Here is an 18948-nt window from a genome sequence, read left to right on the forward strand (position 1 = left end):
ACCGATTTAGCAATTAAAAGTATATTCGATATTTGATACGCTATTTTTGATAGAAATAGACTCCCTCGGGCCAAGCCCATGAGCTATTCAAAGGAAAATAAATCAACTACCTCAAGGCAAGCCTACGAGGTATTCAAAGGAAAAATATTTTAACCCATTTAGACGTAGAACACTTCGATACACTCAGAACAGGCTCTGGGAAATAAAACCCTCAATGAGGGATTAGTTTCTTTTTTTAGAAGATTCTCTAACTATTAATGAAGATTCCAAGGTAATTGTTTGCTTACTTTTAGAACTATCTTTCTTTTTTATAAGATCCAAAATTAAAGACATTGCCATAGTGGCCATTTCTTGGGTTGGTTGAGAAACTGCGGTAATAGTGGGGCTATAAGTTTTAAATAGTTCATTATCGTCAAAAGTGATGATTCCAATGCTATTTATTAAATCTGGATACTCTTGCTTAATAACTTTTAACCCTGATTGCGTTAGGTAGTTGGTTGCAAAAAGAATTGAATCTATTGATGGATTTTCTTCCATGAAATCCTTAATATACCTCTCACTATTTCCTTGAGTGGTTTCTTCAAAAGGAATTTGAAGCGTATAATTAGGAATATTATATTTTTCTACAACCGCTTCATAACCTTCTAATCTATCTGCCATCTGAGATTGTATTGCATCAATAGTAATATAAGCAATGTTCCTAAATCCATTTTCAAATAAATGAATTACAGCATTCTCTGTTGCAGCTTTATTATTTGTAATTACATAATTGGCTTCTAAGGACGCAAAATATCTATCAAAAAGCACCACAGGGATATTCTCATCTAATAAATGAGCAATCGTTTTATCTAAATTAGGAGAGGGTACAATTATAAACCCATCTACTTGCCTATCTTTAAAGAGATTTATTAATTCTATAGATTTTTTATCATCATTATCATTACTACAAAAAAGAACTTTATATCCTTTTTTATAGGCTAAATCTTCAATCAATCTAGCAAGTTGAGCAAAGAATAGGTTAGAAATATCTTCTACCATAAACACCAAAATTTTAGACTGTCCAGTCCTTAAACTTTGAGCTATTTGATTGGGAGTATAATTTACTTCTTGTACATATTTTAAAACCTTTTCAGTTAATGCCTTTGATATATGCTTTTCTTCTGCTTTTCCATTTAAAACAAAGGAAACTGTGGTAACAGAAATATTTAAATGAGCAGCAATATCTTTAATTGAAATACGTTTTTTCTTCATTATCTATAAGTAAATTATTACTAGGTAATATTTTTCATTAAGACTTCTAATATAAATAAATTTAATTTAACACTTTGCACATTATAAGCAATCCTAATTCTAATAGTATTTCTATTAACTCAACTAAGTTGGTTGTACCTTAAAACCTTACCCTCTATAAAACACAACCTCCATTTAGGTAAAAAGATGACCTGTTTGAGTGTTATAATGATGTTATTTATTAGAAAGATGCTATTTTTAAACGATAGAATGAAAATTATAATTAGTTAGATTAAAATTTTGGGGATTTTAATTAAAGTTTAAGGGAAATAGATTTAAATTTTATTGATTGGGATTAAAAACATCTATTTTTAACCCTAACACAGCTTCTTTTAATCTAAACACACTTACTTTTTACATAAAACTATCTCTAAAACACTTAAACAATAGTGCAGCTTAGTTAAAGGCTTCAGGCAATAGATAAACATTTGACTGTTCAATCCAAAATTTTAAGGTAACTCCCTAAAAATATATGCATTCATACTAATTACTTAAGTATGAATGCATATTGTATAAACTCGTGCAAAAAAATTGAAAGCTTAGTACGATTCTACCAAAACAAGTTCTATTTTTATATTCTAACCTCTATGCTCCGTTAAAAAACATCATAACCCCTATAACAATAACTATAATTAGTATAGATACTAAAATATCTATCCATGAATAACTTACTTTATTGTTACGTTTTTCTTCTTCAGTAATAGTTTGATAGGTAAGATTTTCTACCTTTTCTTTTGATGGTGCAGGCGAAAGGAAACTTACTACCACAATCAATATTACACAGAAAAGGAAGAACCAAGATGCAAAATATAGGAAGTTCATGTGTCCTATATAATACAACACACCATCTGGATTAAGAGACTCCTTAATAAGTTCTAATACTATTCTAAGTGCAGCTACAATTAATCCTGTTACCAAAGTTATAAATGCCCCTGTTGCATTGATTCTTTTTGAGAATATTCCCAATAAGAACACTGCTGTAATAGGAGGTGCTATATAAGATTGAACACTTTGCAAATACTCATATAATACTCCAGAGATATTTGCCATAATAGGAATCCAAATAATACCAATAATTACTATAATCCCTGTAGCAAACTGTCCTGTTCTAACTAATTTCTTTTCAGGAGTATTTGGTCTCAACTTCTTATAAATATCAACTGTAAAAAGTGTAGAACACGAATTAAATACCGACGCCAAAGAACTCATAAGAGCTGCTAATAACCCAGCAGCTACCAAACCACGCAATCCAGAAGGAAGTAAATTACTCATTAAAACAGGAAAGGCCTCATCTGGGCTATCCCAATTTAATTCTCCTCTCATTTTTAGGGTAAGTGCTATAATTCCAGGTACTAAAAACAAGAATACAGGTAAAAGTTTTAGTAACGCACCAAAAATAGTTCCTCTTCGTCCTTCTTTTATATTTTTAGCAGTTAGGGTACGCTGAACAATGTATTGATCGGTACACCAATACCATATCCCAGTAATGGTACTAGCAATAAGCAATGGCAACCACGGGAAGTTTGGGTCGTTCATTGGTCGCCACATATTTAAATATTCTGGTCCTACTGTATCTGCCATACTCTCCCATCCGCCAACTTTATCTAGACCAATAAAAGTAAGTGCTGCTGCTCCAATAACTAAGATAATAGCTTGTAGTGTTTCTGTATAAACAACTGCTCTCATTCCTCCTAAAACGGTATAAATACCTGTAAGTATTACGGTTCCTAAAGCACCTGTCCAAAAATCGATTCCTAATAAAGCCGCTACTACAACCCCTCCAGCATATATGGTTACAGAAATTTTAGTAAGGACATATGCAATAATTGAGAAAACGGAAAGCACCCAACGTGATCGAGCATCAAATCTTTTTTCTAAAAATTCTGGCATTGTAAATACCCCACTACGTGCGTAAAAGGGTAAAAACACCCATCCTAGAATAAGGACTACCCAAGCTTGAATTTCATAAATAAGCATAGGCAATTTATTTCCAGCACCAGCACCAGCAAGTCCTACCACATGTTCTGAACCAATATTGGAAGCAAAAATGGAAGCTCCCACTACAAACCAGCCCACATTACGACCAGCAAGAAAATAATCTTCTGTATTTGAGTTTTTCTTTTTGATTACCCAAACCGCTATTCCTATAAGAACAGCAAAATAAATTGAAATCGTGATCCAATCAAAAGTATCTAGTAATTGCATGATTATTTAGTTGAAAATTTAAAAGATGTTTCTGTTTTATAAGTCTCTCCAGGTTTTAATTCCACCGAAGGAAATTCTTTTTGATTAGGAGAATCTGGATAATGCTGAGTCTCTAAACAAAAACCTGTTCGCTTAGCATATGTTCCTCCCCCTTTAGCAGGCAATGTACCATCCAAAAAGTTACCAGTGTAAAATTGAATTCCAGGTTCATCGGTAAAAACTTCCATAATTCTCCCACTCTCAGGATCATAAGCCGTAGCTGCTAATTGCTGACCGTTATTTTGGTTATTTAAAACCCAACAATGATCGTAACCCAAGCCACGCTCTAACTGTTCGTTTTCGGTATTGATTTCTTTTCCTATAACTTTAGGAGACCTAAAATCGAATGGAGTTCCAGCAACATCTTTAAATTCTCCTGTTGGAATTAAAGACGAATCTACAGGCAGAAAAGCATCAGCATTAATCATAATCTGATGATCTAAAATAGTTTTAGAAAAATCTCCCGATAAATTAAAATACGAATGTTGAGTAAGATTTACCACCGTTTTCTTGTCGGTTGTAGCTTCATACGCAACCTTTAATGTATTTGTGTTGTCTAATGTATAAGTAACAATAGTTTTTAAATTTCCTGGATACCCTTCTTCCATATCCTTACTTGTATAAGAAAGTTGTAGTGCTAAATAATCCTTTTCTTGTATTGGCTTTACTTCCCAAACAACTTTATCAAAACCTTTATTTCCTCCATGTAAATGGTTTTTTCCATCATTTTGAGCTAAGGTATATTCTTCTCCATCGATTGCGAATTTACCCCCAGCAATTCTATTGCCATAACGTCCAATAATGGCTCCAAAATATGGTGGCGGAATTAAATAATCTTCTAAAGAATCAAATCCTAAAACTACATCTTCAATAGCTCCATTTTTATCTGGAACTTTTAAGTTGGTAATAACCCCTCCGTAATTAATAATAGCTACCTCCATACCATGCTTGTTTGTAAGCTGGTATTTTGTAATTTTTTCTCCGGAAGGAAGTTTTCCAAATTCTGAGGTTGAAATATGGAGAGCTTCGGTGTTTTCTTGTATCTCACTTTGCTCTGAATTAGCAGTTGCTTTTTCCGATTTTGTTTTACATTGAGTAAAAACAACAGCAAGACACACCAGTGAAATATACTTTAAGTTTTGTTTAAATGAATTCATCTGTTAATATTTATTATTTTAAAAAGGTCAGATGTAATACCCACAATCATCATATCTATGTGTTTGATAAAGTTGTTAATGGGCATTTCATAATCTATTTAGGTTTAGAAGGTTACATTCTATGTTGAAATAAATGATAATACGATTCATTTGCATTGAGAGTATTCTTAAATTCACGAATACTTGTTTTATCATCAATTACTAATAATTCAATTCCTGCAATATCTGCAAAATCTTCCATATATGCAGTAGTAAGTGCTTGGGAGTATACCGTATGATGAGCTCCACCAGCTAGAATCCAAGCGGTAGTAGCTTCTTCAAGACTTGGTTTACAATCCCAAAGTACTCTTGCAACTGGCAATTTAGGTAAATCTGCCATTGGTTCCACAGCTTCTACTTCATTAACAATTAATCTAAAACGATTCCCCATATCTATTAAAGAAGCATTAATTGCAGGACCAGCAGGCGAATTAAAAACCAATCGAACAGGGTCTTCTTTCCCTCCAATTCCTAAAGGATGTACTTCACAAGAAGGTTTTCCATCGGCAATAGAAGAACATATTTCTAGCATATGCGAGCCTAATACATACGATTTTTCAGGAGTAAAATGATAGGTATAATCTTCCATAAACGAAGTTCCTCCTTCCAAACCTTGCGCCATTACCTTCATGGTTCTCAACATAGCTGCCGTTTTCCAATCGCCTTCTCCACCAAAACCATAACCATCTGCCATTAAACGCTGTACTGCAATTCCTGGCAACTGTTTTAAAGCTCCTAAGTTTTCAAAAGTATCGGTAAAAGCTTTAAACCCACCTTCATCTAAAAAAGCACGAAGTCCTAATTCAATTTTAGCAGCATCTATTAACGATTGTCTTTTTGCTCCTCCTTCTTTAAGAGATGCTGTTAAATTATAAGACGTTTCATAAACCGCAAGTAAATTCTGTAATTGCTTATCTGTAACAGCATCAATATGCTTTACTACATCCGAAGAATCATAGCCATTTACTTCCAGTCCAAAACGCATTTGAGCCTGTACTTTATCTCCCTCAGTAACTGCAACTTGGCGCATATTGTCGCCAATTCTGGCAACTTTCATATGTTGTAATTCGTCCCAACCTAAAGCTACACGCGTCCAAACACCTAATTGTTTTTGTACATTTTCCGATTTCCAATGTCCTACAATTACTTTTCTTTTCTGACGCATTCTAGACATCATAAATCCAAATTCACGGTCGCCATGCGCCGATTGATTTAAATTCATAAAATCCATATCTATATCATTCCATGGAATCTCTGCATTAAACTGCGTATGAAAATGACATAATGGTTTTTTAAGAATATTAAGTCCTGCAATCCACATTTTAGCTGGAGAAAATGTATGCATCCAAGTAATAATTCCGATACAATTTTTTGTGGTATTTGCTTCAATACAAATAGCTGTTATCTCATCGGGAGTTGTAACGATATTCTTACTTACTATTTTTACATCAATTTTTGAAGAAGCATCCAATCCATTTGCAATGGTATTTGCATTTTGTGCTACCTGTTTTAGAGTTTCGGGACCGTATAAGTGTTGGCTCCCCGTTACAAACCAAATTTCTTTTTCCGTTGAAATCATTAATTATAGTTTTTTATTATTTCTGTCCGTAGTAAGCATCTTTTCCATGCTTACGTTCGTAATGTTTTTTTATAAGTGAATCTTTTAATCTTGGTGCATTTGGATTAATTTGAAGTGTTAAATAAGCCATTCTTGCTACTTCTTCCAATACTTTACTATTATATACTGCTTTTGAAGCTGAATTACCCCAAGTAAACGGACCATGATTACCCAATAATACCATCTGTACTTCTTGATGGGATATCTTTTTATCTTTAAAACAATCTAAAATCTGAATTCCAGTATTGTGTTCGTAGTTTCCTTCAATTAATTTATCTTTCATTGGAGGAGCACAAGGAATATCGGCTACCAAATGGTCGGCATGTGTAGTTCCAAAAATAGGAATATCTTTTTGCGCTTGCGCCCAAGCTACAGAATAGGTAGCATGTGTATGAGCTATACCTCCAATATCTTCCCAATTTTTATACAAGAACGCATGTGTTTTGGTATCAGATGATGGTCGCATTTCCCCTTCAACAATATTGTTTTCAAAATCGACAATTACTATATCCTCTGGTTTTAATTTTTCATAAGGAACCCCGCTTGGTTTAATAGCAAAAACCTTATTCTGTCTATCAACAGCACTTACATTTCCAAAGGTATAAATTACCAAATCCAATGCGTTAAGCTCCATATTTGCCTCGTAGCATTCTCTTTTTAATTCTTTATATTTTGACTCCATAATTACTAATTGTATTATTTGGATGTGTTGTTTTCTATATAAACTGAAAGTCCTGAATAAGACTCCAATAGTGTTTTATAAACCGCTACTTGATCTTCCTGCGGATGATATTCGGCTTCAAAATTGCTTCCTAAATGTTTACTAGCTTCTATTACGTCTTTATAAATTCCAGCGGCTACAGCAGCATAAATAGCCGCTCCCAATGCTGGAGCTTGATCTGAGGACGCTATTTTTATTGGCATATTTAATACATTGGCAAGAGTTTGCATAATAAAAGGAGATTTCCTTGCTACTCCCCCAATACCAATAACAGTATTAATTTTTACCCCTTCGCTCTCAAAACGATCTACTATTTTTTTAGCACCAAAACAAATTGCGTTTACTAATGCCTTAAAAATATGTGGTGCTTTGGTTCCTAAGTTTAAGTCCATCATGGCAGCTTTTAATTCCTGATTTGCATCTGGAGTTCTTCTACCATTAATCCAATCTAAGGCTGTAGGAACACTTTCTTCCAACGGGATATTTTTGGCTGCTTCAGCTAATTGTTTGATGAAATTCCCTTCAATCTCTTTCTTTAAATTATCTTTTTGAGCTTCGGTTAAACTTTCTGAGGTATAAACCAAATTATGAAGAGGCCAAGAAAGCACATCTTTAAACCAAGCTAATAAATCTCCAAATGCAGATTGACCAGCTTCCAAACCTACCATTCCTGGAATTACAGAACCATTTACTTGACCACAAATTCCTTTAACAGCCTTTTTTCCAATTACATTTTCATTGGCTACAATAATATCACAAGTAGATGTTCCCATTACCCTAACCAACGTATGCTCTTCTATTCTAGCTCCCACTGCTCCAGCGTGCGCATCAAAAGTTCCAACTGCAATTACCGTTTCTGTAGTTAACCCCAATCTCTCTGCCCATTCAGAGTTTAAATTTCCAGCAACCTCATCAGAAGTATATGTTTCTTTATAAAGTTGATTTCTTAGTTTGGATAAATACGGATTTAATTTCCCTAAAAATTCTTCGGAAGGGAGTCCGTCCCAGCTTTCATGCCACATTGCTTTATGACCAGCAGCACAACGACTTCTTTTAAATGTATTTAAATCTTTTTCGTCGCCTAATAAATAAGTGATGTAATCGCAATGTTCCATCCATGTATAAGCAGCATTCTTAATAACTTCATCTTCTCTGGCTATATGAAGTATTTTAGCCCAAAACCATTCAGAAGAATAAATTCCTCCCTCAAACTGCGTAAAATCTTGTCCTCCCCAACTTCTAGAGAGCTTATTAATTTCATTGGCCTCCTCAATAGCGGTATGGTCTTTCCATAAAACCATCATTGCATTTGGGTTTTCACTAAATTCTGGTAATAAAGCAAGTGGAGTACCCTCTTTAGAAAGCGGCATTGGAGACGAGCCTGTGGTGTCTATACAAATTCCTTTAATAGCAGCTGGTTTTACCCCCGCTGTAGCAACAACTTTTTTAATAGTCTGTTCTAATCCCTCAATATGATCTAATGGATGCTGACGAAATTGATTTTTAGAAGCATTACAATATAATTTCTGTTTCCATCTTTTATAATATGAAACATCTGTAGCTATTTCTTCCCCATTTGCTGCATTTAACAATACAGCTCTTACAGAATCTGTACCGTAATCCAGCCCGATTACGTATGATTTATTATCGCTCATTAAATTAATTAATTTTCAATTTGAATACATTTACAGAATAAGGAGCTAATTGAACTCCATCTTTAGCATCTATTTTAATTTCTTTAGATTTTGGTATTATATTTTTAGGTTTACTGATGGAATTTACATCACTCAACCCTTCACTTACAAGAACAATTTGAGTAGCATTATTAGCAACAGAAACCCCATTCCATTTAAAATTAATAGTATTTTTTTCAGATAGTGTATTTACCACTTTAACAATCATTTCGTTGGTTTCTGTATCTTTTACTACAGAAGCATATAAACTCTTCTGTCCTATTATTTTTTTACCATCAATAGTAACTTTCATAAGATCGGTGCCTCGATTGGTTGCAAATAATTTTTGCACATAATAATTTGGTGTCCCATAAGAAGTAAGATTGTTAAACCAAATTAAATCGGGAGTCCATTGCCAACCTTCTGTATGCGCCATCAAGGGTGCATAAGACGTTAATTGAACTACCTCAGCATTACGCTCTAATCCAGTCATAAATGCTGCTTCAGACATGGCACACTCCCAATTATTTTCGTTTTTTGGGCTTGCAATTGCAACACTTTGTGCAGCGTATTCTCCAGCAAAAATTTTAGGACCATTTCTATCGTAATCATCATACCTATCGGCATTATCTCTAAACCATTGCGGACTACGGTAATAATGCTCATCTATAATCTCTGCATTTAGTTTTTTCAACGCTTCCATTCCGTATTCAAAATAATCGCCATCTGGAAAAGGACCACTTCCAGAAACAATAATCATATCTGGATATTGTTTTTTAATAGCTTCAGAAAAAACCTTGTAACGCGCAATATAATCTGGTCCCCATTGTTCATTTCCAACCCCAATATATTTCATATTGAAAGGCTCTGGATGCCCCATATCACTACGTACTTTTCCCCAAGGAGTTGAAACATCTCCATTAGCAAACTCTATTAAATCTAAAGCATCTTGCACATAAGGATCAAGTTCTTCCATTGGCACTAATTCTCCAGTATTGAACTGGCATGCCATTCCGCAACTCAAAATTGGTAATGGTTCTGCCCCCATATCTTCTGCTAATTGGAAATATTCAAAAAAACCAATTCCAAAACTCTGATAATAATCGGGGGTTGGACGATGTCCAAACTCTGTATTCCATCTATTGACCAATATTTCACGATCTTCAATAGGGCCTACTGTTTTTTTCCATTGATAGCGTTTTGCTAACGTTCTTCCTTCTACAATACAACCTCCTGGAAAACGTAAAAACCCTGGATCCATATCTGCTAACAATTGCACCAAATCTTTACGCATTCCATTTTTTCTTTGTTTCCATGTATCTTCAGGAAATAAAGAAATCATATCCATATCAATTTCTCCCGTTCCAGAAAACGTTATTTCAAGGGTAGCTTTTTCTGCGGTTGCAGTTGCCGTTAATTGTGCTTCATATTTTTTCCAATCGTTGGCATCTACTACTACCGAGGTAGAAGCAATTTCCTTCTTATCTTTCCCGACCAGCTTAAAGTGAAGCTCCTTTATATTACCCGATGTTTTAGCAGCTAAAAAGGACAGATTATAAACAGCCTTGGCATGTATCCCCATCCCTCTAAAACCTTGATTGATGATTTTGTAACCTTGATCGTCTTTTACAGTAATTCTACAATAATTGTGATTGGTTTGATCTCCAGAATATTTTATAATTGTAGCAATTCCTGAATTGTTATTATAAGAATGACGATCGCTATTAGGTTGTTCCCAACCCATTAAAGGCTCATCAAATTCAAAAGATCTATTTTTAATCATCTCAGCATACAACCCACCATCTGCGGCAAAATTGATATCCTCAAAAAATATCCCGTACATTGTGGGTTGTATTTTAGCAATAGATTGTGATGCATCTACCTCTAAAGTTGTTATTTGTGCATAATTTATTCCTACACAAAAAAATGCTAGAATGTATATCTGTTTTAAAGTTTTCATTTTTAGTTTTTGTTGATTTATCTATTTTTTAGGCAACCATACTTTCATTTTTCCTATTCCTCTGTTTGACCATGCATAATAAGGAATGGCTTTTAATTTATTGTTCTCTATTACATTAACCCCTTCTAAAAGATCGTTCTCCTTTTTTACTTGAAAAGTATCGTCATTAGAAATCGTAATAGCATCAAAATTATTTTTATTATCTATTTCTTCCACTGCATATACAATTGGACCATATTCCAAAGCAATTTTCCCACGGTCTTCTTCCACTTTTTCATTTGCTAATACTTCTCTAACTTTCATTGGAATCTCTAAAGAAATGGTTTCTCCTTTTTTCCAGTTTCGAGTAAGTGTTATATATCCATTATCAATTGTTGCTTCCACTAGCTCTCCATTAACCTTAACTTCTGGTACTGCTTTTATTTTTTCTTTATATGAATAAAGTGTTCCTGGGAGCACCTCATTTCTTGCCCAACCTGGAATTCGTAATTTTATAGTAAAATCTGACGCTGTTTCTGGAGTAACTGTTAACTTAACACTTCCATTCCATGGATAAGAAGTTTCCTGAGTAATAGCTATAGCTGTTTCCTCCAAGCCTATTGTTGCCTGATTTGCAGCATATAGATTTACAAATACTGTATCGGAAGTTTTAGAATAAATTAACCCAGGTAAAGAAGGAATAAAACGAATTACATTAGTAGGACAACAAGAGCAATCAAACCAATCTTTTCGGGTACATGCCCCTTGATTAAATTTATACACTCCATCTGATTCTAATGCATTTGGATAGAAAAATTGAGTCCCGTTTAATGAAAGTCCAGAAATTAAACCATTATACAATGTACGTTCAATAACATCAAAATATTTTACATTCCCAGTCATATTATGCAATCTGTGATTCCAATAGACATCTCCAATTGCAGCACAAGTTTCGTTATAAGCAGTTAAATTAGGAAGTTCATAATTTTCTCCAAATGCCTCACCTTCATGCCTAGCTCCTATTCCACCAGTGAGATACATTTTTTTATTTACCATATTCTCCCAAAGGTTATCTACAGCTTTATGGTAAGCGGTATCATTCTCAATAGCCGCAATATCCGTCATAGCGGCATACATATAAACAGCTCTAACAGCATGTCCCACTACTTCATCTTGTTTTATAACAGGAACATGATCTTGAGCATAGGGACCAAAATCCATTCTTCCTTCATGAAACCCTCTTCCATCTAAAAAGTATTTTGCCAATTCTAAATACTTCTTTTCGTTGGTAATTCTATACAACCTTATCAATCCTGTTTCTATAATTTGGTGTCCTGGAACCGTATGGATTTTTCCATCTTCTGGCCCAAAGGTTTCTACCATTAAATCTGCATTTTTTAAAGCTATATTTAAGAAATTCTTTTTCCCAGTAGCCTCGTAATGAGCAGCAGCAGCTTCGTATAAATGTCCAGCATTGTATAATTCATGACTCATCTCTAAAGATTCCCAACGCTTCCCTTCATTAACCTTTACCCACGTTGCTGGGGGATGAGCAGGATTTATAGTTCGCCAAGTAGTTAGATAACCATCTTTTTCCTGACCAATACTTATTACATTAATAATGGAATCTAATAAAGTTTCTAGTTGAGGATTCGGTGCACTAATTAAAGAGTAAGATGCTCCTTCAACAATTTTATAAACATCGGTATCATCAAAAGGCATAACACCTTTTACTTCGCCTTCCATTTTTCCTCCAGCAATTAAGAAGTTATCAAAGCGACCTTCTTCTGTAGATTTTTCTATAGCGTATTCTATAGTTCTTTCTTGTACTCTTTCTATAATAGGAAGCCAAAAATTATCATTCAATTTTACATGTTGAATATTTACCGATTCTATTTGGTAACCCGATTCATTCTCAATTTTTGTAGTAACACCTTCCTTCTGACTTTCTTGCTGACAAGAAAATAATAACAATAAAGAAAATGTTACTAAAATAGTACTGTCAATTCTTCTTAGACTTCTCATTTTAGGTAGTTTTGGCGGTTAACTTTTATAAGTGTGCAATTTACATTTTTAATTTTAAAAAACAAGTTAATCTAAATAATCCTTATCTATTTTAGGCCATAACTCCTCATCCCATTGCAATTCTAATACCTTTAGCTTAGGTTTTCCATTATCTTGAGCATCATAAGCATGGAAAAACAAATAATCCTTTCCATCAAAATTATAGGTACTATTATGTCCTAAACCATACCAGTTTTTATTCCCTTCTAATACTAAGGTACCTCCTCCATTTACTAATGATTTCCCATTTTGATCTAGATAAGGCCCCATTACTTTTTTAGACCTTCCTACTACAATTTTATAGGTACTTTCTTTACCTCTACAACATAAATCCCACGATAAAAACAGGTAATAATATCCGTTTTTCTTAAAAATAAAGGGCGCTTCTAAAGCTCCATTTCCAGGATCATTATCGAGAATCTTAAAGTCTCTTTCTCGTCTTGCAAGGGTGTGCCATTCTTCGGGTTTAGCAACCGATTTTAAATCTTTGCTTAATTTTACCAATTTTAAACCTTCCCAAAAAGAACCAAAAGACAACCATGGCGTATTGTTTTCATCAAATATTAAATTTGGATCAATAGCATTCCACATATCCCGATTGGGAACCGATTGAACAACAATCCCTGCGTCTTCCCATTTATAATTGGCATCAGTAGCATCTAAGGTTGTATTTGTTGCTACACCTATTGCAGAAGTATTTTTTCCAAAGCTTGAAACCGAATAATATAAATAGTATTTTCCATTGTGAAAAGAAATATCTGGTGCCCAAATATGATTTTTAAAATTAGGAACAACACTATCTGTCCATGTTGGTTTTTGCTGAAATACGGCTGGCTCTTTCTTCCAATCTTTTAAATCTTTAGAACTGTAACTTGAAATTCCATTTCCTGTACAGAAAAGATAGTATGTATCTCCTTGTTTGGCAACTACAGGATCATGAACCATAATATCTTGAGCTAAAATTCCTGCTGAAAACAGTACAATACATAATTGAAAAAATAATTTCATGCGAATAAATTTAGTTTAAACATCTCATTTTAAATATTTTATATTATTTCACAAAGAATGACTCCCTTATAAAAATCTCTGCTTTATTCATTTTATTTTATGGAAACAATTACTTTGGCTATACTTAATCCCTTTATGAAGGATTCATTACTCAATCATTATTTTGAATTCCTTCAGAAGTCATTTGGATTCTCTTAATAGTTCCATCCTCATTATAGTATAAGCGGTCTATACAAACAGAACGCCTAAAACTCCCCCCATTAGGTTCAATACTTCCATTATGATATATAAAATATGGGATTCCTTTATACTCAATTATGGCTTGATGGTTTGTGTTTGTATTTCCTGCAACTTCATTTAAAATTCCTTTAAATTCCCATGGACCAGTAATAGATTTACTCATAGCATAGGCTGTTTTTTCAGGAAAACCATATGCATAAGACAAATAATACCAGTCTCCTTTTTTATGTATCCAAGGAGCTTCTGTAAATTTAGGAAGGTCTACCGTATGGATGGGACCATCAAATTCTATCATATTTTCTTTTAATTTGGCATAATAACAAGCTGTATTACCCCAATATAAATAGGCTTGCCCATCATCATCTATAAAAACAGACGGATCAATATCATCCCAACTTATATCTGTATGCTCGGTAGTCATATCATTAGTTACTAAAGCCTTTCCTAAAGCATCTTTAAAAGGTCCAGTTGGAGAATCGGAAACAGCTACACCAATTGCTTTTCCGTGTATGTTTTTATGAGTTACCGTAACATACCAATAAAACTTACCATCTCTTTCAATTACCTGTGCAGCCCAAGCATCTCCTTTAGCCCATTTAAAATCGGAAGGTTTTAAAGGTACTGGATGCTCTTTCCAGTTTACCATATCTGTAGATGAGTATACCAACCATTCATCCATTTTATAAAAATGAAAATCTTTTGGAGCCTCATCATGCCCAGCATATAAATACACTGTGTTGTTATGTACCAATGCCGCAGGATCTGCCGTAAACTTGTCTTTAATAATTGGATTATTAAAATTTTCTTGATCTTGAGCTTCTGTTAATAATGTTCCTATAAAAAATAGAAACACACTATATAATTTTACTCTCATAATTATTTTATTTCAAAAACGATTACTGAAAAAGCAGGAACTTCAAGTTCAAGTGTTCCTTTCTTAAATTTAAAATCCTCATACTCTTTTACTACAATTTTGTTTGGATTTTCAAATGAATTATGATCCTGAACTTTAGCAGAAGTTAAGATGTTGGCTGTTGCCTTATTTAGCTTCATTTTTTGAAAATCTAGCGTAATCTTATGTGCTTTGTTCATATCAACATTTACCAAAGAAACATGTGCTACTCCTTCTTTATTAATAGATGCAGACGCAGATATTGCTGGAACTGAATTTCCTTCAAACTCATATTTATCAGATTTTAAATCTATTGGTAACAAGGTTGCATCTTGGTGCACCGCATACATTTTCATTACATGATAAGTTGGTGTAAGAATCATTTTTTCATCATCAGTAAGAATAACTGCTTGTAAAACATTTACGGTTTGCGCTAAATTAGCCATCTTAACACGTTCACTATGATTGTTAAAAATATTAAGTGTTGCCCCAGCAATCATGGCATCTCTCATAGTGTTTTGTTGGTATAAAAAACCAGGATTAGTTCCTTCTTCCACATTATACCAGCCACCCCATTCATCTACTATCAAGTCTATTTTTTTATCAGGATCATATTTGTCCATTACAGCAACATGCTTGGTTATTAAAGTCTCCATATTCAATGCACGCTCCATAGTTTTAAAATATTGCTTTTCATTGAAATTAGCTGCAGGACCTTTATCATTCCATTCTACAAAAGAATAAGAATGTAATGCCACACCTTCTATAAGATGCTTTGGAATGTCTCTCATTAAAACTTCTGTCCAATGATAATCGTCTACATTTGCTCCAGAAGCAATTCTGTAAATCCCTTTATCATTATTCCAGCTACTCATAAAAGTAGCGTATTGACGATACAGATTTGCGTAATATTCTGGAGTCATATTACCACCACAACCCCACATTTCATTACCTACTCCCCAATAAGTTACTCCCCAAGGTTTATCTCTCCCATTTTCTTTACGAAGGTTTGCCATCGGACTCTCCCCGTCGTGATTTACATATTGGATCCAATCGGTAAACTCTTTTACGGTTCCGCTCCCAATATTAGCTGCCAAGTAAGGTTCTGCCCCCAAAGCCTCACATAAATTTAAAAAATCGTGAGTTCCAAAACTATTATCTTCGGTTACCCCACCCCACCATTGATTCACAATAGTAGGTCGGTCTTCTTTAGCTCCAATACCATCTTTCCAATGATACGTATCTGCAAAACAACCTCCTGGCCAACGTAAATTTGGTACTTTTAACTCTTTAAGTGCTTCAATAATATCTGTACGTACCCCGTTTGTATTAGGAATATTACTGTCTTCGCCTACATAAAAACCCCCGTAAATACAACGGCCTAAATGCTCTGCAAAATGCCCATAAATATGCTTACTTATTATGGGAGCATTTTCCTTTTCTTGTATAGTAACTGTAGTTTGTGCACAAGTGACTCCTGCTAAAAGAAGGCAAAGTATCAATACAATACCTCTTGATTTTATATTTTTTTTTGAAATCATATAGGTTAATTTATAAGTGTTATTTTTACATTTCCAAATTAATTAATAATTTTTAATAAAAACAAATGATTTATTAAACAATTCGTTTTTTTAATGTTATAAAAATGAACAAACCCTAATAAAAATAAATTTTAGCAGTTACAAAACTAACTGCCTCAGAGCAAGCCCAAGAAGTGTTAAGCGAAATAACCTCAACCCAAAATTCTTCAACAAACTCTGGAAAATTAAATTAGCTATGTGGTATTAAAATGTGAATTCATTGATTATTTTTAAAAAAAATGTAATTTTACCCGTATTCTGTGAAAATCTACCCCACATGTTAAATAATTATAGTAAAGAAGATAAGGTATTACTTGCCGTAGATTGTATCATTTTTGGGTTTGACAAAGAAGAACTTAAAATTTTATTGATTAAAAGAGATTTTGAGCCTGAAAAAGGAAAGTGGTCTCTTATGGGTGGATTTTTAAAACGCAATGAAACGTTAGATGATTCGGCAAATAGGATTTTGCATCATTTAACGGGATTCCATAATATCTACATGGAGCAATTGTATGGTTTTAGTAAAGTGGACAGAGATCCAGCTGAACGAACCGTTTCTGTAGCCTACTATGCCCTTATCAACATTGAAGAGCATAACCAAGAATTAATTGAGCAATATTCTGCTAGGTGGTTTAGTATTTCTGAGGCTCCAAAATTAATTTTTGATCATGACCAAATGGTAAACCATGCTATTAGGCGTTTGCGCTATCGAACTTCAAACAAACCTATTGGATTTGAATTATTACCTGAGAAATTTACAATGAGACAGCTTCAAAAACTTTATGAAGCTATTTTAGATGAAGAGCTTGATAAAAGAAATTTTATCAATAAAATAAATGGTTTGGACATCCTTATAAAGTTGACAGAAAAAGATATGTCTTCCTCTAGAAAAGGTTCTTTTCTATATCAATTTGATAAAGAAAAATATGACAAAAAAGTGGAAGATGGATTTACTTTTAAAATATAAAAATCCCCCGAAAATAAACTCCGAGGGATTTATAAAGAAACAAATTCAACCCACTTAAAACAAGTTTTTACACAAGCTATTCCACTACAGAATCAGGAAGTAATCCTAAGGCTTTAAACAAAGACACTCGCTCTTTAAGTTCTTGCCCAAAAAGCTGAACACTTAATTGTTCGGCCTCCAAAGCTTGTCGTTCTGCATCTACAACATCTATATAATTAATAAGCCCTTTTCTATACCTTTCATTTGTTAACTCTGCCGCGTTATTTGCTGCTTTTACAAATTCTTGTTGTGCCAGCAATTGTTCATGCACCCATTTAATATTAGAAATGGAATTTTCTACTTGTCTATAAGACACTAGAACATTTTGATTGTAAGCAGCTTCTGCTTGTTTTAACTCACTTTTTCTAAGTTTAATTTCTGCACGTTTTTTTCCACCTTCAAAAATTGGTAAGGAAGCTGAAACTCCTGCTACCCATGTTCTACTATCATTCTCAATCCAATTATTACTGTCACCCGACAAGTAACCGAAGGCGCCATTTAGATAAAATGATGGTAATAATTGTTTCCATTGATTCTTTACCAAACTTTTAGATGATTCTAACATGAGTTTAGCAGATTTTAAATCGGGGCGTGTAGCAGTTAAAGAGTCCTTTTCCAAAAAGATCAAATCTGGTGGCATATAGCTAATTTCTGTTTTATGTATACTGAAATTACTTGCATCTACTCCAACCAATGGTGCTAAAATAAGTTCGATTTCGGTTCTAAGTTTATGAATCCTTTTTATTTGAACTTGCACCGATGACAATTCAGTTTTAGCTCTTAAAACATCAATCTGACTTACCAAACCTGCTTCATAACGAGTTGTGGTTATTTCTAAATTATTCAACCTTGTTTTTTCTGTTTCTTTTAAAAGATCCTTTTCAGCATCAACCTGTAATAACAAGAAATAATTTTGAGCCACTTCTGTAATTACCTGTAGTAAAATATCTTTTCTACTTTCAACAGTTGCATCGGCTGCCAAGCGGTTTGCTTTTACATTATCAATGTTCTTACCAAACACATCGAGCTCATAATTTACCGTAAGCGGAATATCAAAAGTATTAATAGTTACCCTATCTAATTGACCTCCAAAAGGGTTTGGTCTATTAGCCGAGAACTCTTGTCTAGCAACCGAAGGCTCCAAACGCAACATTGGTAATAATGATGAAAATGCTATTCTTTTCTGCGCTATTGCCTGTTCTACTCTAGCCTGCGCTATCTTCAAGTCTTCATTATTTTGCAATGCCAAGGCTATTAAACTATCCAATTCCTTATAACCAAAAGCTTCCCACCATTTGTCTGTTTCAATAACAGGAGCTGCTTTTTTAGATATGGTGTCCGTTCCTATATACAGCACCTCATTTGTCTGCTCTGGCACATCCCATTTCCATGTGGAGGTACTGTCTTGACTATATCCAATTGACTGATAGAATCCTATCAAAATCAATATAGTTTTTATAAATATCTGATTCATTTT

13 protein-coding genes are annotated in these 18948 nt (G+C 33.8%); 1 reads left to right on the forward strand and 12 read right to left on the reverse strand.

Annotation, left to right across the window (positions count from 1 at the left end):
• Positions 1 to 222 precede the first annotated feature (222 nt).
• From JOOMADRAFT_RS10605 to JOOMADRAFT_RS10655, 11 genes are all read right to left on the reverse strand, one after another.
• On the reverse strand, positions 223 to 1251 hold the full coding sequence (locus JOOMADRAFT_RS10605; protein WP_008613237.1) for a LacI family DNA-binding transcriptional regulator: 1029 nt from the start codon (positions 1249 to 1251) through the stop codon (positions 223 to 225).
• A gap of 624 nt (positions 1252 to 1875) precedes the next feature.
• Positions 1876 to 3495: a sodium:solute symporter gene (locus tag JOOMADRAFT_RS10610; RefSeq protein ID WP_008613238.1), complete on the reverse strand. Its 1620-nt coding sequence runs from the start codon at positions 3493 to 3495 to the stop codon at positions 1876 to 1878.
• 2 nt (positions 3496 to 3497) lie between these two features.
• Positions 3498 to 4691: an aldose epimerase family protein gene (locus JOOMADRAFT_RS10615; RefSeq protein ID WP_008613239.1), complete on the reverse strand. Its 1194-nt coding sequence runs from the start codon at positions 4689 to 4691 to the stop codon at positions 3498 to 3500.
• Between the two features lie 112 nt (positions 4692 to 4803).
• On the reverse strand, positions 4804 to 6309 hold the full coding sequence (gene araA, locus JOOMADRAFT_RS10620) for an L-arabinose isomerase (protein WP_008613241.1): 1506 nt from the start codon (positions 6307 to 6309) through the stop codon (positions 4804 to 4806).
• A 16-nt stretch (positions 6310 to 6325) separates the two neighbouring features.
• Complete coding sequence (locus tag JOOMADRAFT_RS10625) at positions 6326 to 7030, reverse strand: L-ribulose-5-phosphate 4-epimerase (protein WP_008613243.1); 705 nt, start codon at positions 7028 to 7030, stop codon at positions 6326 to 6328.
• A gap of 14 nt (positions 7031 to 7044) precedes the next feature.
• Entirely contained in the window at positions 7045 to 8724 is a 1680-nt protein-coding gene (locus tag JOOMADRAFT_RS10630; RefSeq protein ID WP_008613245.1) for a ribulokinase, read from the reverse strand.
• A 4-nt stretch (positions 8725 to 8728) separates the two neighbouring features.
• Positions 8729 to 10702 (reverse strand): alpha-L-arabinofuranosidase C-terminal domain-containing protein, encoded by a 1974-nt coding sequence (locus JOOMADRAFT_RS10635; RefSeq protein WP_008613246.1) that lies wholly within the window; start codon positions 10700 to 10702, stop codon positions 8729 to 8731.
• A gap of 21 nt (positions 10703 to 10723) precedes the next feature.
• Positions 10724 to 12706: a glycoside hydrolase family 127 protein gene (locus tag JOOMADRAFT_RS10640; protein WP_008613248.1), complete on the reverse strand. Its 1983-nt coding sequence runs from the start codon at positions 12704 to 12706 to the stop codon at positions 10724 to 10726.
• A gap of 66 nt (positions 12707 to 12772) precedes the next feature.
• A complete protein-coding gene (locus JOOMADRAFT_RS10645; RefSeq protein ID WP_008613249.1) occupies positions 12773 to 13753 on the reverse strand; it encodes an arabinan endo-1,5-alpha-L-arabinosidase in 981 nt (326 codons plus the stop codon).
• A 151-nt stretch (positions 13754 to 13904) separates the two neighbouring features.
• Positions 13905 to 14867, reverse strand: coding sequence for a glycoside hydrolase family 43 protein (locus JOOMADRAFT_RS10650; RefSeq protein WP_008613251.1), 963 nt, complete (start codon positions 14865 to 14867; stop codon positions 13905 to 13907).
• Between the two features lie 2 nt (positions 14868 to 14869).
• Entirely contained in the window at positions 14870 to 16426 is a 1557-nt protein-coding gene (locus JOOMADRAFT_RS10655; RefSeq protein WP_008613253.1) for an alpha-N-arabinofuranosidase, read from the reverse strand.
• Positions 16427 to 16742: 316 nt separating this feature from the next.
• Here JOOMADRAFT_RS10655 and JOOMADRAFT_RS10660 point away from each other — a divergent pair, with 316 nt between their 5' ends.
• Positions 16743 to 17432 carry an NUDIX hydrolase gene (locus JOOMADRAFT_RS10660; protein ID WP_040879682.1) on the forward strand — a complete coding sequence of 230 codons (690 nt, stop codon included), beginning with the start codon at positions 16743 to 16745 and terminating at the stop codon, positions 17430 to 17432.
• 76 nt (positions 17433 to 17508) lie between these two features.
• Here JOOMADRAFT_RS10660 and JOOMADRAFT_RS10665 read toward each other — a convergent pair whose 3' ends face one another.
• Positions 17509 to 18945, reverse strand: coding sequence for a TolC family protein (locus JOOMADRAFT_RS10665; protein ID WP_157136673.1), 1437 nt, complete (start codon positions 18943 to 18945; stop codon positions 17509 to 17511).
• Positions 18946 to 18948 lie beyond the last annotated feature (3 nt).

The organism is Galbibacter orientalis DSM 19592, from assembly GCF_000260115.1.
GTDB classification, from domain to species: domain Bacteria; phylum Bacteroidota; class Bacteroidia; order Flavobacteriales; family Flavobacteriaceae; genus Galbibacter; species Galbibacter orientalis.

Coding starts and splice junctions, on each gene's coding strand:
- JOOMADRAFT_RS10605 (WP_008613237.1), bottom strand. CDS start 1,251: ATGAAGAAAAAACGTATTTCAATTAAAGATATTGCTGCTCATTTAAAT.
- JOOMADRAFT_RS10610 (WP_008613238.1), bottom strand. CDS start 3,495: ATGCAATTACTAGATACTTTTGATTGGATCACGATTTCAATTTATTTT.
- JOOMADRAFT_RS10615 (WP_008613239.1), bottom strand. CDS start 4,691: ATGAATTCATTTAAACAAAACTTAAAGTATATTTCACTGGTGTGTCTT.
- araA (WP_008613241.1), bottom strand. CDS start 6,309: ATGATTTCAACGGAAAAAGAAATTTGGTTTGTAACGGGGAGCCAACAC.
- JOOMADRAFT_RS10625 (WP_008613243.1), bottom strand. CDS start 7,030: ATGGAGTCAAAATATAAAGAATTAAAAAGAGAATGCTACGAGGCAAAT.
- JOOMADRAFT_RS10630 (WP_008613245.1), bottom strand. CDS start 8,724: ATGAGCGATAATAAATCATACGTAATCGGGCTGGATTACGGTACAGAT.
- JOOMADRAFT_RS10635 (WP_008613246.1), bottom strand. CDS start 10,702: ATGAAAACTTTAAAACAGATATACATTCTAGCATTTTTTTGTGTAGGA.
- JOOMADRAFT_RS10640 (WP_008613248.1), bottom strand. CDS start 12,706: ATGAGAAGTCTAAGAAGAATTGACAGTACTATTTTAGTAACATTTTCT.
- JOOMADRAFT_RS10645 (WP_008613249.1), bottom strand. CDS start 13,753: ATGAAATTATTTTTTCAATTATGTATTGTACTGTTTTCAGCAGGAATT.
- JOOMADRAFT_RS10650 (WP_008613251.1), bottom strand. CDS start 14,867: ATGAGAGTAAAATTATATAGTGTGTTTCTATTTTTTATAGGAACATTA.
- JOOMADRAFT_RS10655 (WP_008613253.1), bottom strand. CDS start 16,426: ATGATTTCAAAAAAAAATATAAAATCAAGAGGTATTGTATTGATACTT.
- JOOMADRAFT_RS10660 (WP_040879682.1), top strand. CDS start 16,743: ATGTTAAATAATTATAGTAAAGAAGATAAGGTATTACTTGCCGTAGAT.
- JOOMADRAFT_RS10665 (WP_157136673.1), bottom strand. CDS start 18,945: ATGAATCAGATATTTATAAAAACTATATTGATTTTGATAGGATTCTAT.